Source organism: Escherichia sp. TC-EC600-tetX4, assembly GCF_019356055.1.
GTDB lineage: Bacteria > Pseudomonadota > Gammaproteobacteria > Enterobacterales > Enterobacteriaceae.
In genome coordinates, this window is record NZ_CP079924.1 from 2,631,032 (window position 1) to 2,646,239 (window position 15,208).

The window sequence follows — 15,208 nt, forward strand, 5'->3', positions numbered from 1 at the left end:
GTTCGGATGGCATCGTTCTGATGTCATCCGGCAATTTACTCAGCACTAATGGTTTTTAACTACCTGTTATATTTTTCACCAATTTATGATGATTTTTCTTCGCTAATCACGAACCCAACGCCGCTGGCTGGCTAATAAACAGACGTTATTTGATCACTCTATTTCGCCGTTATTTATCCCTTTAATTCCCTTTTCTAAAATGCCTGACAGTTCGCAGAATGAGATTTCGATCATGCAGCTAGTGCGATCCTGAACTAAGGTTTTCTGATACTTGAATACCGTTTTATTCGGTTTCGCCAAAGGAGAATGATTGATGAAATCCCCCGCACCTTCTCGCCCGCAAAAAATGGCGTTAATTCCAGCCTGTATCTTTTTGTGTTTCGCTGCGCTATCGGTGCAGGCAGAAGAAACACCGGTAACACCACAGCCGCCTGATATTTTATTAGGGCCGCTGTTTAATGATGTGCAAAACGCCAAACTTTTTCCGGACCAAAAAACCTTTGCCGATGCCGTGCCGAACAGCGATCCGCTGATGATCCTTGCTGATTATCGGATGCAGCAAAACCAGAGCGGATTTGATCTGCGCCATTTCGTTAACGTCAATTTCACCCTGCCGAAAGAAGGCGAGAAATATGTTCCGCCAGAGGGGCAGTCACTGCGCGAACATATTGACGGACTTTGGCCGGTATTAACGCGTTCTACCGAAAACACCGAAAAATGGGATTCTCTGTTACCGCTGCCGGAACCTTATGTCGTGCCGGGCGGACGCTTTCGCGAGGTATATTACTGGGACAGTTACTTCACCATGTTAGGACTTGCCGAAAGCGGTCACTGGGATAAAGTCGCGGATATGGTGGCCAATTTTGCTCATGAAATAGACACTTACGGTCATATTCCCAACGGCAACCGCAGTTACTATTTAAGCCGCTCGCAACCGCCCTTCTTTGCCCTGATGGTAGAGTTACTGGCGCAGCATGAAGGCGATGCCGCGTTGAAGCAATACCTGCCGCAAATGCAAAAAGAATATGCTTACTGGATGGACGGTGTTGAAAACCTGCAAGCCGGACAACAGGAAAAACGCGTTGTCAAACTTCAGGATGGTACCCTTCTCAACCGCTACTGGGACGATCGCGATACGCCACGACCAGAGTCATGGGTGGAAGATATTGCCACCGCCAAAAGCAATCCGAATCGACCTGCCACTGAAATTTACCGCGACCTGCGCTCTGCCGCTGCGTCTGGCTGGGATTTCAGCTCGCGCTGGATGGACAACCCGCAGCAGTTAAATACCTTACGCACCACCAGCATCGTACCGGTCGATCTGAACAGCCTGATGTTTAAAATGGAAAAAATCCTCGCCCGCGCCAGCAAAGCTGCCGGAGATAACGCGATGGCAAACCAGTACGAAACGCTGGCAAATGCCCGTCAAAAAGGGATCGAAAAATACCTGTGGAACGATCAACAAGGCTGGTATGCCGATTACGACCTGAAAAGTCATAAAGTGCGCAATCAGTTAACCGCGGCCGCCCTGTTCCCGCTGTACGTCAATGCGGCAGCGAAAGATCGCGCCAACAAAATGGCGACGGCGACGAAAACACATCTGCTGCAACCCGGCGGCCTGAACACCACGTCGGTGAAAAGTGGGCAACAATGGGATGCGCCAAATGGCTGGGCACCGTTACAGTGGGTCGCGACAGAAGGATTACAAAACTACGGGCAAAAAGAGGTGGCGATGGACATTAGCTGGCACTTCCTGACCAATGTTCAGCACACCTATGACCGGGAGAAAAAGCTGGTGGAAAAATATGATGTCAGCACCACCGGAACGGGGGGCGGCGGTGGCGAATATCCATTACAGGATGGCTTTGGCTGGACCAATGGCGTGACGCTGAAAATGCTGGATTTGATCTGCCCGAAAGAGCAACCGTGTGACAATGTTCCGGCGACGCGTCCGACCGTTAAGTCAGCAACGACGCAACCCTCAACCAAAGAGGCACAACCCACACCTTAACCAGCGCTTACTCCGACAACGTCATTCGGCTTCTCCGGATGGCGTTGTCGGCAGATAACACCATAGCTATGGTTTTTTCTACACAGACGGTTTTTCAAGTCCTGGCGGGAAGTATTGCGCAAATGTTTGCCATACGTGGTTGCCGAAGATAGCGTCATTTCTACGGGTAAGTGTTTCACTTTCATCACCCGGCGATTTACGCCGACGTTGGCTATATAAAGCATCAATTGCTACCTGAATATTGTTACGGTGTTCACTCATCAACGTTTTTTTGCTTTCTGGAGTTAAATTAATAATCACATAATCCAGACACTCCAGAGAATTTAGCAACCAAAAAAAGAATTCAGACCATTCCTCTTCGCGTAACTGAAGCATTGCCGAACGGGTATTTTGGCTTAATCTGCCAGAAGGATTGATCAATTCTAAATGTTCAATAAGCGCAGCCAAAACCGCCTCACTATCCGCCCCATTTTTAACGCCTGACTGGCTACTGTCTAAAATATTTATTTTCTGAATCACACCAAAAACAACGAAACAATAATTAAAAAAGGATTCTGTTGTTGTTACCGGGAACCGACTTTATCGGATATCGAAGTGCTATATTGATTTTTTTCACCCGTAAAGCAGGTGTCGAGTATACGTTCTGATGTGAAAGCGGATAGCGGCATCTGTATCGCTATCCGCCTTATGAAAATCTTATTCTCTTCGCAGGAGGCGGAATATGCCCAGAACGAGAATAGCTCCCACCACCGCCACCAGGAAGCTGTGCAGATTAAAACCACTGATGGAGCCGCCAATGCCAAACATGGTCGCCAGCCAGCCGCCGACCACCGCACCGACTATCCCGAGAATACAGGTCAGGAAAAATCCACCACCATCACGCCCCGGCATGATTAGCTTGGCGATAATGCCGGCTATCAGGTCAAAAATAATCCAGGCAATAATTCCCATGTTCAGGCCCTCGTTTCGATGAATCGGACGCAAGAAATGCTTACATCAACGCTCTAAGTATAGGCAAGGGCGGGATCGATGCTGGGCGTATGTCGGCTGATTTAAGAACAACATGTAAAAAATATTCACGCATTTGTATTAAGTTTTGTTAACTGTGACCGATAAACCAAAGACAGTTTGTCAGTCAGGAGTTTTTCCGCGTGAGTCATTACCATGAGCAGTTCCTGAAACAAAATCCGTTAGCCGTCCTGGGCGTGTTACGCGATTTGCACAAAGCCGCAATTCCTTTGCGTCTCAGTTGGAATGGCGGGCAGCTGATCAGCAAATTACTGGCAATAACCCCGGATAAACTGGTGCTGGATTTCGGCAGTCAAGCCGAAGACAACATCGCCGTGCTAAAGGCACAGCACATTACCATTACCGCCGAAACTCAGGGTGCGAAAGTCGAGTTTACTGTTGAACAACTACAGCAGAGTGAATACTTGCAGCTTCCGGCATTTATTACCGTACCGCCTCCCACCTTATGGTTTGTACAACGACGCCGATATTTCCGCATCTCCGCCCCACTCCATCCGCCTTATTTTTGCCAGACCAAACTGGCGGATAACAGTACGTTACGTTTCCGCCTGTATGATTTGTCGTTAGGCGGCATGGGCGCATTACTGGAAACAGCAAAGCCTGCCGAATTACAAGAAGGCATGCGCTTCGCTCAGATTGAAGTCAACATGGGGCAATGGGGTGTTTTTCACTTTGACGCCCAGTTAATCTCCATCAGCGAGCGCAAAGTGATTGATGGCAAGAATGAAACCATCACCACTCCCCGTCTGAGCTTCCGTTTTCTTAACGTCAGCCCGACGGTGGAGCGGCAATTACAGCGGATTATTTTCTCTCTCGAGCGAGAAGCCCGGGAAAAAGCGGACAAAGTGCGCGACTGATTTACATCGCGTCCAGTGCCTGCTCAAGTTTGTAGATATAGCGCGGAGCCTGCGGCGCAGGGTGATTTCGCGCTACGTGTTCGAGGAACTCGTCAGCATCCAAATCGTTGATTTTGCTGATCGCCTTTTTCCGATCTGACGAGAAAGTCCGTAGCAGCGCACCTGCCCCGTTAGCGTATGACACCACCAGCGCATATTGCAGTACCTTCGGATCTTCAATGCCTGCCAGCGGGCCGGTTTCCAGAATATTCAGGTAAGCCGCCCCCATTGAAATATTACGCTCTGGATTTTTCAGCTCGCTGGTCGTCGGCTCACCACTCCAGCCCATACGGCGATAAACATCACGTCCGGAGGTTGAAGCTTTTAACTGCATCAAACCAATGGCATTCGATTTACTCACCGCGTTCGGATTACCACCCGATTCGATAGCGATAATCGCCGTGATCAATTGTGGATCGACGCCCCAGGCTGCACCGGCTTTCTGGCTTATTGGCATCCACTGCATCGCACGTTGCACCGGAACTTTCGCGTTCCACGGCGGGTTCGTATAGTCATGCTTTGATGAACAACCCGCTAATAACACAATCAAAAAGGCAAACCATCTCAATTTCACTTCTTCTATCCTTATAGCCTGGAATCGCCGTTGAGGTGACAACGGCACACCTAAGCGGCATGATATACATTTCGTTTCTGTTGTCAGCAAGGAATTGCCATGTCTCTGTTTCACTTAATTGCCCCATCGGGTTACTGCATTAAACAGCACGCCGCGCTGCGTGGTATCCAGCGCCTTACCGACGCGGGGCATCAAGTCAATAACGTCGAGGTTATTGCCCGTCGTTGTGAGCGTTTTGCGGGTACGGAAACAGAGCGTCTGGAAGATCTCAATTCCCTTGCCAGACTGACTACCCCCAACACCATCGTGCTGGCTGTACGCGGCGGTTACGGTGCCAGTCGTTTACTGGCAGATATTGACTGGCAGGCACTGGTGGCTCGCCAACAACATGACCCGTTGCTCATTTGCGGACATAGCGATTTTACCGCCATTCAGTGCGGTCTTCTGGCGCATGGCAATGTCATCACCTTTAGCGGCCCCATGCTGGTAGCAAACTTTGGCGCGGATGAACTGAACGCCTTTACCGAGCACCATTTCTGGCTGGCGTTACGCAATGAAACCTTCACCATTGAATGGCAAGGGGAAGGCCCGACATGTCGGGCCGAAGGCACGTTGTGGGGAGGCAATCTTGCGATGCTGATTTCACTGATCGGTACACCGTGGATGCCAAAAATTGAGAACGGTATTCTGGTGCTGGAAGATATTAACGAGCACCCTTTCCGGGTCGAACGTATGCTGTTGCAGCTCTATCATGCGGGAATTTTGCCACGTCAGAAGGCGATTATTCTCGGTAGCTTTAGCGGCAGCACGCCCAATGATTATGACGCAGGTTACAACCTGGAGTCAGTGTACGCGTTTTTGCGTTCCCGCCTGTCGATTCCACTCATTACCGGCCTCGATTTTGGTCATGAACAACGCACGGTTACGCTGCCGTTGGGCGCACATGCCATTCTGAATAACACCCGGGAAGGCACTCAGTTGACGATTAGCGGTCATCCTGTTCTTAAAATGTAAAAAAATCACGCTTCAGGGCTAAGTAAAACGCTGTCTCTGCCGCTAATATGGTAGGGTTTATATAAGAGACAGCGTAATCAGGAGTAACCGACCGTTGGATGCCACAACAATAATTAGCCTTTTCATCTTAGGATCCATCCTTGTCACCAGCAGTATATTACTTAGTTCATTTTCTTCCCGTCTTGGCATTCCTATTCTGGTTATTTTTCTGGCGATCGGCATGCTGGCAGGAGTCGATGGCGTCGGCGGTATCCCGTTTGATAATTACCCCTTCGCCTACATGGTAAGTAACCTGGCACTGGCGATTATTTTGCTCGACGGCGGGATGCGCACTCAGGCCAGTTCCTTTCGTGTGGCGTTAGGACCGGCACTGTCGCTGGCGACGCTGGGCGTGCTTATCACCTCTGGTTTAACCGGCATGATGGCGGCGTGGCTGTTTAATCTTGATTTGATTGAAGGCTTATTAATCGGCGCTATCGTCGGCTCTACCGATGCTGCAGCGGTCTTTTCTCTGCTGGGTGGTAAGGGGCTTAACGAACGTGTTGGCTCGACGCTGGAAATTGAATCCGGCAGTAATGATCCAATGGCGGTCTTTCTGACGATTACCCTAATTGCGATGATCCAGCATCATGAGAGCAATATTAGCTGGATGTTCATTGTCGATATTCTGCAACAATTTGGTCTGGGCATTGTAATAGGTCTTGGCGGCGGTTATTTACTACTGCAAATGATCAACCGCATCGCCCTGCCCGCCGGATTATATCCATTGCTGGCATTAAGTGGCGGTATTCTGATTTTCTCATTAACTACTGCGCTGGAAGGTAGCGGTATTCTGGCGGTGTATCTGTGCGGTTTTCTGCTGGGTAATCGCCCTATTCGCAACCGCTACGGCATCCTGCAAAATTTCGACGGCCTCGCCTGGCTGGCGCAAATCGCCATGTTCCTGGTGCTGGGGCTGTTGGTTAACCCAAGCGATCTGCTGCCTATTGCCATTCCGGCGCTCATTTTGTCCGCATGGATGATATTCTTCGCCCGTCCCCTTTCGGTATTTGCTGGATTGCTCCCCTTCCGCGGTTTCAATCTGCGTGAGCGCGTGTTTATCAGCTGGGTAGGATTACGCGGCGCGGTGCCAATCATCCTGGCCGTGTTCCCGATGATGGCGGGGCTGGAGAATGCACGTCTGTTCTTTAATGTCGCCTTCTTTGTGGTTCTGGTTTCACTGCTCTTGCAGGGAACATCACTCTCGTGGGCGGCTAAAAAAGCCAAAGTGGTGGTTCCGCCAGTGGGACGTCCGGTGTCACGCGTTGGCCTGGATATTCATCCGGAAAATCCGTGGGAGCAGTTTGTTTATCAATTGAGTGCCGATAAATGGTGCGTGGGCGCGGCACTGCGCGATTTGCATATGCCAAAAGAGACGCGTATTGCGGCACTGTTTCGTGATAACCAGTTGCTTCATCCTACCGGCAGCACCCGACTGCGCGAAGGCGATGTGTTGTGTGTAATTGGTCGGGAACGCGATCTTCCGGCGCTCGGTAAACTGTTCAGCCAGTCGCCGCCGGTCGCGCTGGATCAACGCTTCTTTGGTGACTTCATTCTCGAAGCCAGCGCCAAATATGCTGATGTTGCGCTGATATATGGCCTGGAAGACGGGCGAGAATATCGTGATAAGCAGCAAACGCTGGGTGAAATTGTCCAGCAGTTGTTAGGCGCGGCACCGGTTGTCGGTGACCAGGTAGAGTTTGCCGGGATGATCTGGACGGTGGCCGAGAAAGAAGATAATGAAGTGTTGAAGATTGGCGTACGGGTGGCTGAAGAGGAAGCTGAATCTTAAATTTAATGAAGCATCTATCGCCGGTTGCGATGCTTTGCTGAACGCAGCCTGAGCCTGCAATTGTTTGTCGTCCATAATTTAACCTTCATTTGATGTTGAATTGAACATATCAAAATCAGGCAATTACACAAATCTATGTACAGGCTCCATCAAGGGTAAAGCGTGATTTATCTGAAGTCGAGTTCGAGTCAACAATGAAGCGTAAGCGTTTTATGTAGAACGCCTGTGCGGTGAGTTCAGGTTCCGGGGAAATAGTGTCCATCCTTTTAATGGACACTATCATGGGCAATGGCTCTGTCACATTAACAACTACAGTTGCTGACCAGCCGGATGGATGATTTTTTTGCACCCAGAAGACGTTGCCTCCGATCCGGCTTACAACAAGTTACACCGTCACAACCGGGACGCGTAGCGCCAGCGCGCACATCAACTCATAGCCCACCGTTCCGGCAGCGGCGGCGACATCATCAATTTTGATCTCCTTGCCCCACAGCTCAACCGGCGTACCAATACCCGCCTGCGGGCAAGGCGTTAAATCGACCGCTAGCATATCCATCGAGACGGTCCCCACCGTCATGGTGCGCACGCCGTCCACTAAAACAGGGGTACCGGTAGGCGCGTGGCGCGGATAACCGTCGGCGTACCCTGCGGCGACAATGCCGATTCGCTGTTCATCGCGCGCAGTATAGCGACCGCCGTAGCCCACACGCTCGCCCGCTTTTAGCGTCTGGACACCAATAATCTCACTGCTTAGCGTCATCACCGGACGTAATCCGGTATTGGCGATATCACGCCACTGACCGGACGGCGAAGCGCCATACAAAATAATGCCAGGCCGAACCCAGTCAAAATGCGCTTCCGGGTGCCACAGAGTCGCCGCCGAATTGGACAACGAACGCCGACACTCCAGCCCCTCCGCCGCCTGCTCAATACGCGCCATCGCGCCGGAAATTCCATCAGGATGTTCCGCTTCGGCAAAATGCGACATCAGGGTCATTTCGCCAACATTCGCCATTGCCCGCAACTGCTGCCAGACGGTAAGCACGCGATCGGGCTGGAAGCCCAACCGATTCATCCCACTGTTCACTTTAAGATAAATATCCAACGGTGCTTTTAGCCGCGCATTTTGCAGTGCTTTGAGCTGCCAGTTGCTGTGTACGCAGGTGGTCAGGCGGTGCTGGTCATAAATCTCCAGATCCTGAGCATGGAAAAATCCTTCCAGCATCAGGATCGGTCCTTTCCAGCCGCGCTCACGTAACGTTATTGCCTCTTCCAGGTTAAGCAATGCAAAGCCATCGGTGGCCCCGATCGCGCTCCAGATACGCTCAATACCATGCCCGTAAGCGTTCGCTTTTACCACCGACCAGACGCGCGCGTGCGTCGCGGCCTGGCGGACAATGGACAGATTCTGTTTTAATGCCTGCAGATCGAGGCTGGCCTGTATCGGACGGGTCATCTCGTTTCCTTAGCTGTGTGCGCCATGTAAATGGCCCGGACGTGATGGCGTAAATCCACGGCTGTAGCGCGCTACGCTTAGATCCTCATATGGGATCGCTGGCGTGCGACCAGAGAGCAGATCGCTTAACAACTGACCGGAACCGCAAGCCATCGTCCAGCCGAGCGTGCCGTGACCGGTATTCAGCCACAGATTTTTAAAGCGTGTACGCCCGACAACCGGCGTGCCGTCTGGCGTCATCGGGCGCAGACCAGTCCAGAAAGTCGCCTGCTCGACATGACCGCCGCGTGGATAGAGATCGCGAACCACCATCTCCAGCGTTTCACGACGCGGTTGCAACAGCTCGGTATTAAAACCAACAATCTCCGCCATTCCGCCAACACGAATGCGGTTATCGAAACGGGTAATGGCGATTTTGTAGGTTTCATCAAGAATGGTGGATACCGGCGCACCATCTTCCTGCGCAATTGGAATGGTCAGCGAGTAGCCTTTCAGCGGATACACCGGAATATCAACAATGCCTTTGAGCATCGCCGTCGAGTAAGAACCAAACGCCATCACATACGCATCGGCCTTAATCACTTCATCGCCACACTTCACGCCGTAGATTTGCTCGCCGTCGCAAAGCAGTTGGTCAACGGGCGTATTAAAGCGGAATTTAACCCCCGCCTGCTCCGCCATCCGCGCCAGATTCTGGGTAAATAGCTGACAGTCTCCGGTTTCATCATTGGGTAACTGCAGGCCGCCCGTCAGTTTGTGCGCCACTTCTGCCAGCGCGGGCTCCACTTCCGCCAGGCGGCTGGATTCCAGCAGCTGATACGGTACGCCGGCATCTTCCAGCACGGCGATATCGCGGGTCGCATTTTCATACTGTTGTTCGGTACGGAACAGTTGCAGCGTCCCACCCTGACGCCCTTCATACTGAATATTGGTTTCGGCGCGCAATGCTTTCAGGCAATCACGGCTGTATTCCGCCAGACGCACCATCCGCCCTTTGTTTTCCATGTAGTGGCTGGTGTCGCAGTTACGTAACATTTGCCACATCCATTTCAACTGGAACTGCGTACCGTCGAGACGAACCGCCAGCGGCGCATGGCGCTGGAACATCCATTTAATCGCTTTTAAAGGCACACCTGGTGCCGCCCACGGTGCAGCATATCCGGGGGAGATTTGCCCGGCATTCGCGGCACTGGTTTCCAGGGCGGCCCCCGGCTCCCGATCAATGACGGTGACCTCATGTCCTGCCTGATTTAAGTACCAGGCGCTGGCAACGCCTACCACACCACTTCCCAGTATGACAACTCGCATAGCCACTCCGATAACGGTAGATACAGTAAAAGAATAATAATCTAATCACATCTTGATAACTCAGTTGAAAATATTATTCAACATGCGGCTTTTTTATGGTGAGCTGGCTCACATCTCCCTGACTCTGCGGCAATATGGCGTCTTTAGTATCTCCTGCTGAACGCCCTTTTTATCCAGCATAAAATTCCGTTCAGAAGCGGATTAGTGGCACTCTGATAATAAGAAATCGCAAAGAAAAAAATTCTCCGGCGACGCGGTTTTTAACAGGTGTTCTATGCTTGAAATGAGGTGCTCCACACAGAGAGCGCCGACAACAATGAGGTGCGCGTATGGCGACGATCGATTCTATGAATAAGGACACCACACGTTTGAGCGATGGACCCGACTGGACGTTCGACCTGCTGGATGTTTATCTGGCAGAGATAGACCGGGTGGCGAAACTCTACCGGCTGGATACCTACCCGCACCAGATTGAAGTGATAACCTCAGAACAGATGATGGATGCCTACTCCAGCGTCGGCATGCCAATTAACTATCCGCACTGGTCATTCGGTAAAAAGTTTATCGAGACTGAACGGCTGTATAAGCACGGTCAGCAAGGACTGGCCTATGAAATCGTCATTAACTCTAACCCGTGTATCGCTTACCTGATGGAAGAGAACACCATTACCATGCAAGCGCTGGTGATGGCTCATGCCTGCTATGGGCATAACTCTTTCTTCAAAAACAATTACTTATTCCGTAGCTGGACCGACGCCAGTTCGATTGTCGATTATCTGATTTTTGCCCGTAAATATATTACCGAGTGCGAAGAGCGTTATGGCGTTGATGAAGTAGAACGGCTTCTGGACTCGTGCCACGCGCTGATGAACTACGGCGTGGACCGGTACAAACGCCCGCAAAAAATCTCGCTGCAAGAAGAGAAAGCCCGGCAGAAAAGTCGCGAAGAGTATCTGCAAAGTCAGGTCAATATGCTCTGGCGTACCCTGCCGAAGCGCGAGGAAGAGAAAACGGTTGCTGAAGCGCGCCGCTATCCGTCCGAACCACAAGAAAACCTGCTCTATTTTATGGAGAAAAATGCGCCACTGCTGGAATCATGGCAGCGTGAAATCCTGCGTATTGTGCGTAAGGTGAGCCAGTATTTTTATCCGCAAAAACAGACTCAGGTGATGAACGAAGGCTGGGCGACCTTCTGGCACTACACCATCCTTAACCATCTGTATGATGAAGGGAAAGTAACGGAACGTTTTATGCTGGAGTTTTTGCACAGCCACACCAATGTGGTCTTCCAGCCCCCCTATAACAGCCCGTGGTACAGCGGCATCAACCCGTATGCCCTCGGGTTCGCCATGTTCCAGGATATTAAACGGATTTGTCAGTCGCCAACGGAAGAAGACAAATACTGGTTCCCGGATATCGCCGGTTCCGACTGGCTGGAAACGCTGCATTTCGCGATGCGTGATTTCAAAGATGAGAGTTTTATCAGCCAGTTCCTGTCACCGAAAGTGATGCGTGATTTCCGCTTCTTCACCGTGCTGGATGACGATCGGCATAATTATCTGGAGATTTCCGCTATTCATAATGAAGAAGGTTATCGGGAGATCCGTAACCGGTTATCGTCGCAATATAACTTAAGTAATCTGGAGCCGAATATTCAGATCTGGAACGTGGATTTGCGCGGCGACCGTTCGCTGACGCTGCGTTATATTCCACATAATCGCGCACCGCTGGATCGGGGGCGCAAAGAAGTCCTGAAGCATGTGCATCGCCTGTGGGGATTTGATGTGATGCTCGAACAGCAAAACGAAGACGGCAGCATCGAGTTGCTGGAACGTTGCCCGCCAAGAATGGGAAATCTGTAAAAACAACAAAAAACCCCTCGTTTGAGGGGTTTGCTCTTTAAACGGAAGGGATTATCGCCCCTGAATGGCTAAATCACCCGGCAGATTTTTCTGCATCCGGTGCCAAATCTCGCCACTCTCATGCCCATAGCGACGCACTGTTTCGTACACCTGATCGTGCGCGCCTTCACTGCACAACGCCGACAGTTTGTGGTAGAAGCCCAGCGCCAGACTGCGCGCTTCCGGATTGGCGAAATAGTGACGACCAATACGCGTATACAGCCCTTTCATCCCGTTAAGAATCAGACCGTAAATCGGGTTGCCGGAAGCAAACGCCAGGCCGCGGAATATGTTGTAATCCAGCTCGGCAAAGGCATCGGCGTGATCGGCCACTTCATTAGCGGTAGCCAGCACTTCCTGCGCTTTATCGGGATGCTGACGAAACGCGGTGCGAATAAAAATAGTGGAAATATTGGTACGCACCGACAGCAAATTATCAATAAGCTGCGGCACACTTTCGTGATCCAGTCGCGCCAGTGTTTCAAGGATATTTAAACCGGAAGTTTCCCAGAAATTATTCACCTTCGTCGGCTTGCCATGTTGAATGGTCAACCAGCCATCTCGTGCCAGACGCTGTAACACTTCACGTAACGTAGTACGCGTTACGCCAATTAATTCTGAAAGTTCACGTTCTGCGGGCAAAATAGTCCCGGGAGGGAAGCGGTTATTCCAGATACTTTCAATAATGTACTCTTCCGCGAAACCCGCCGGGCTTTGCGCCTTAATGACCATAGTGAGATTTCCATAACACAGCAAAACAAAGTTGGACTCATCATACCAGAGGGCTAACTACGCTGATAGCAGACAAAAAGAAGAAAAAGGGATCAAGGCTTCATTTTCCGCATCTCTTTCCCCTTGACTATCAAGACTTGCCTCACTCCTGCCTGACCGTTAAGCTTTGCGTTTAAACATAAAAACATCATTGATTATTTGTAAGGTAAGGGAAACCATCATGGAGATCTCCTGGGGCCGCGCGCTATGGCGCAATTTTTTGGGCCAGTCCCCCGACTGGTACAAACTCGCCCTCATCATTTTCTTAATCGTAAACCCGTTAATTTTCCTCATCAGCCCTTTCGTCGCGGGCTGGTTGCTGGTAGCGGAATTTATTTTCACTCTGGCGATGGCCCTGAAATGCTACCCGCTGCTCCCCGGTGGTCTGTTGGCTATCGAAGCGGTATTCATCGGCATGACCAGCGCGGAACACGTCCGTGAAGAGGTGGCGGCAAATCTTGAAGTCTTGCTGTTACTGATGTTTATGGTGGCGGGTATCTATTTTATGAAACAGCTGTTGCTGTTCATATTTACCCGTTTGCTGTTAAGCATTCGCTCCAAAATGCTGCTGTCGCTCTCTTTTTGCGTGGCGGCTGCGTTCCTCTCCGCGTTCCTCGATGCCTTAACCGTCGTGGCGGTGGTGATCAGCGTTGCAGTCGGTTTTTATGGTATTTATCACCGCGTAGCCTCTTCCCGTACCGAAGACACCGACCTGCAAGACGATAGTCATATCGACAAGCATTACAAAGTGGTTCTGGAACAGTTCCGTGGCTTTCTGCGTAGCCTGATGATGCATGCCGGTGTCGGCACCGCATTAGGCGGCGTAATGACCATGGTGGGCGAACCACAGAACCTGATCATCGCTAAAGCGGCTGGCTGGCATTTTGGCGATTTCTTCCTGCGCATGTCGCCGGTGACCGTTCCGGTTCTGATTTGTGGCCTGTTAACCTGCCTGCTGGTAGAGAAGCTGCGTTGGTTTGGCTACGGTGAAACGCTGCCGGAGAAAGTCCGCGAAGTGTTGCAACAGTTTGACGATCAAAGCCGCCACCAGCGTACCCGTCAGGATAAAATCCGTCTGATTGTCCAGGCGATTATTGGCGTCTGGCTGGTGACTGCGCTGGCGTTGCATCTGGCGGAAGTTGGCTTGATTGGTTTGTCAGTCATTATTCTGGCAACATCATTGACCGGTGTCACCGATGAGCATGCTATCGGTAAAGCCTTCACCGAATCTCTGCCATTCACCGCACTGTTGACGGTGTTTTTCTCGGTAGTCGCGGTGATTATCGACCAACAACTGTTTTCGCCAATTATTCAGTTTGTGTTGCAGGCATCGGAACATGCTCAGCTGTCGCTGTTCTATATTTTCAACGGTCTGCTGTCATCCATTTCGGATAACGTCTTCGTGGGGACGATTTATATCAACGAAGCGAAAGCGGCAATGGAAAGTGGCGCTATCACGTTGAAGCAATACGAGCTGCTGGCGGTCGCCATTAATACCGGTACCAATCTGCCCTCCGTCGCTACGCCGAACGGTCAGGCTGCGTTCCTGTTCCTGCTGACCTCTGCACTCGCGCCATTGATTCGCCTCTCTTATGGCCGCATGGTGTGGATGGCCCTGCCTTACACCCTCGTCCTGACACTCGTCGGCTTGCTCTGCGTCGAGTTTACGCTTGCCCCTGTAACCGAATGGTTTATGCAAATGGGCTGGATAGCAACGCTTTGATAACAACTTACCGGGCATATAAATGCCCGGTTTGCCTTTTCGCCCGATAATTGTCCAATTGCGTCCTATTTTTGCTGCCTCCTGGTGGCGCAGCGAATGAATTGGTTTAAACTGCGCACTCTATGCATATTGCAGGGAAATGATTATGTTGCGATTTTTGAACCAATGTTCACAAGGCCGGGGCGCGTGGCTGTTGATGGCGTTTACTGCTCTGGCACTGGAACTGACGGCGCTGTGGTTCCAGCATGTGATGTTACTGAAACCTTGCGTGCTCTGTATTTATGAACGCTGCGCGTTATTCGGCGTTCTGGGTGCTGCGCTGATTGGCGCGATCGCCCCGAAAACTCCGCTGCGTTATGTAGCGATGGTTATCTGGTTGTATAGTGCGTTCCGCGGTGTGCAGTTAACTTACGAGCACACCATGCTTCAGCTCTATCCTTCGCCGTTTGCCACCTGTGATTTTATGGTTCGTTTCCCGGAATGGCTGCCGCTGGATAAGTGGGTGCCGCAAGTGTTTGTCGCCTCTGGCGATTGCGCCGAGCGTCAGTGGGATTTTTTAGGTCTGGAAATGCCGCAGTGGCTGCTCGGTATTTTTATCGCTTACCTGATTGTCGCAGTGCTGGTGGTGATTTCCCAGCCGTTTAAAGCGAAAAAACGTGATCTGTTCGGTCGCTAATCCATTCGGCGCTCCTGC

General features: G+C 51.2%; 13 protein-coding genes. 7 read left to right on the forward strand and 6 right to left on the reverse strand.

Annotation, left to right across the window (positions count from 1 at the left end):
- The first annotated feature begins 313 nt into the window (after positions 1 to 313).
- Positions 314 to 2,011: an alpha,alpha-trehalase gene (gene treA, locus KXD89_RS12755; RefSeq protein WP_000841714.1), complete on the forward strand. Its 1,698-nt coding sequence runs from the start codon at positions 314 to 316 to the stop codon at positions 2,009 to 2,011.
- A 78-nt stretch (positions 2,012 to 2,089) separates the two neighbouring features.
- Here the strand turns inward: treA and ycgY are convergent, their stop codons facing one another.
- Both ycgY and KXD89_RS12765 read right to left on the reverse strand, forming a co-directional pair.
- A complete protein-coding gene (gene ycgY / locus KXD89_RS12760) occupies positions 2,090 to 2,530 on the reverse strand; it encodes a protein YcgY (RefSeq protein WP_000615067.1) in 441 nt (146 codons plus the stop codon).
- A 177-nt stretch (positions 2,531 to 2,707) separates the two neighbouring features.
- Positions 2,708 to 2,962 (reverse strand): GlsB/YeaQ/YmgE family stress response membrane protein, encoded by a 255-nt coding sequence (locus KXD89_RS12765; protein ID WP_001310727.1) that lies wholly within the window; start codon positions 2,960 to 2,962, stop codon positions 2,708 to 2,710.
- A 200-nt stretch (positions 2,963 to 3,162) separates the two neighbouring features.
- On the opposite strand from KXD89_RS12765, the gene KXD89_RS12770 reads away from it, so the two are divergent.
- Positions 3,163 to 3,897: a flagellar brake protein gene (locus KXD89_RS12770; protein ID WP_000020169.1), complete on the forward strand. Its 735-nt coding sequence runs from the start codon at positions 3,163 to 3,165 to the stop codon at positions 3,895 to 3,897.
- Position 3,898: 1 nt separating this feature from the next.
- Here the strand turns inward: KXD89_RS12770 and emtA are convergent, their stop codons facing one another.
- The gene (emtA, locus tag KXD89_RS12775) at positions 3,899 to 4,510 is read right to left on the reverse strand and encodes a membrane-bound lytic murein transglycosylase EmtA (protein WP_001301104.1); all 612 of its coding nucleotides are present in this window, start codon (positions 4,508 to 4,510) and stop codon (positions 3,899 to 3,901) included.
- Between the two features lie 99 nt (positions 4,511 to 4,609).
- Between emtA and ldcA the strand changes: the two genes are divergently transcribed.
- Positions 4,610 to 5,524 carry a muramoyltetrapeptide carboxypeptidase gene (gene ldcA / locus KXD89_RS12780; protein WP_000051560.1) on the forward strand — a complete coding sequence of 305 codons (915 nt, stop codon included), beginning with the start codon at positions 4,610 to 4,612 and terminating at the stop codon, positions 5,522 to 5,524.
- A gap of 94 nt (positions 5,525 to 5,618) precedes the next feature.
- Positions 5,619 to 7,355: a potassium/proton antiporter gene (locus tag KXD89_RS12785; protein ID WP_000340194.1), complete on the forward strand. Its 1,737-nt coding sequence runs from the start codon at positions 5,619 to 5,621 to the stop codon at positions 7,353 to 7,355.
- A gap of 385 nt (positions 7,356 to 7,740) precedes the next feature.
- Here KXD89_RS12785 and dadX read toward each other — a convergent pair whose 3' ends face one another.
- Both dadX and dadA read right to left on the reverse strand, forming a co-directional pair.
- Entirely contained in the window at positions 7,741 to 8,811 is a 1,071-nt protein-coding gene (dadX, locus tag KXD89_RS12790) for a catabolic alanine racemase DadX (protein WP_000197881.1), read from the reverse strand.
- A 9-nt stretch (positions 8,812 to 8,820) separates the two neighbouring features.
- Complete coding sequence (dadA, locus tag KXD89_RS12795; RefSeq protein WP_001266908.1) at positions 8,821 to 10,119, reverse strand: D-amino acid dehydrogenase; 1,299 nt, start codon at positions 10,117 to 10,119, stop codon at positions 8,821 to 8,823.
- Positions 10,120 to 10,448: 329 nt separating this feature from the next.
- Here dadA and KXD89_RS12800 point away from each other — a divergent pair, with 329 nt between their 5' ends.
- Positions 10,449 to 11,981, forward strand: a complete 1,533-nt coding sequence (locus tag KXD89_RS12800; RefSeq protein ID WP_000190854.1) for a SpoVR family protein — start codon at positions 10,449 to 10,451, stop codon at positions 11,979 to 11,981.
- A 51-nt stretch (positions 11,982 to 12,032) separates the two neighbouring features.
- Here KXD89_RS12800 and fadR read toward each other — a convergent pair whose 3' ends face one another.
- Positions 12,033 to 12,752 (reverse strand): fatty acid metabolism transcriptional regulator FadR, encoded by a 720-nt coding sequence (gene fadR, locus KXD89_RS12805; RefSeq protein WP_000234823.1) that lies wholly within the window; start codon positions 12,750 to 12,752, stop codon positions 12,033 to 12,035.
- A gap of 220 nt (positions 12,753 to 12,972) precedes the next feature.
- On the opposite strand from fadR, the gene nhaB reads away from it, so the two are divergent.
- Positions 12,973 to 14,514, forward strand: a complete 1,542-nt coding sequence (gene nhaB, locus KXD89_RS12810; protein WP_000406391.1) for a Na(+)/H(+) antiporter NhaB — start codon at positions 12,973 to 12,975, stop codon at positions 14,512 to 14,514.
- Positions 14,515 to 14,659: 145 nt separating this feature from the next.
- The gene (dsbB, locus tag KXD89_RS12815) at positions 14,660 to 15,190 is read left to right on the forward strand and encodes a disulfide bond formation protein DsbB (RefSeq protein ID WP_000943459.1); all 531 of its coding nucleotides are present in this window, start codon (positions 14,660 to 14,662) and stop codon (positions 15,188 to 15,190) included.
- The last annotated feature ends 18 nt before the right edge of the window (positions 15,191 to 15,208 follow it).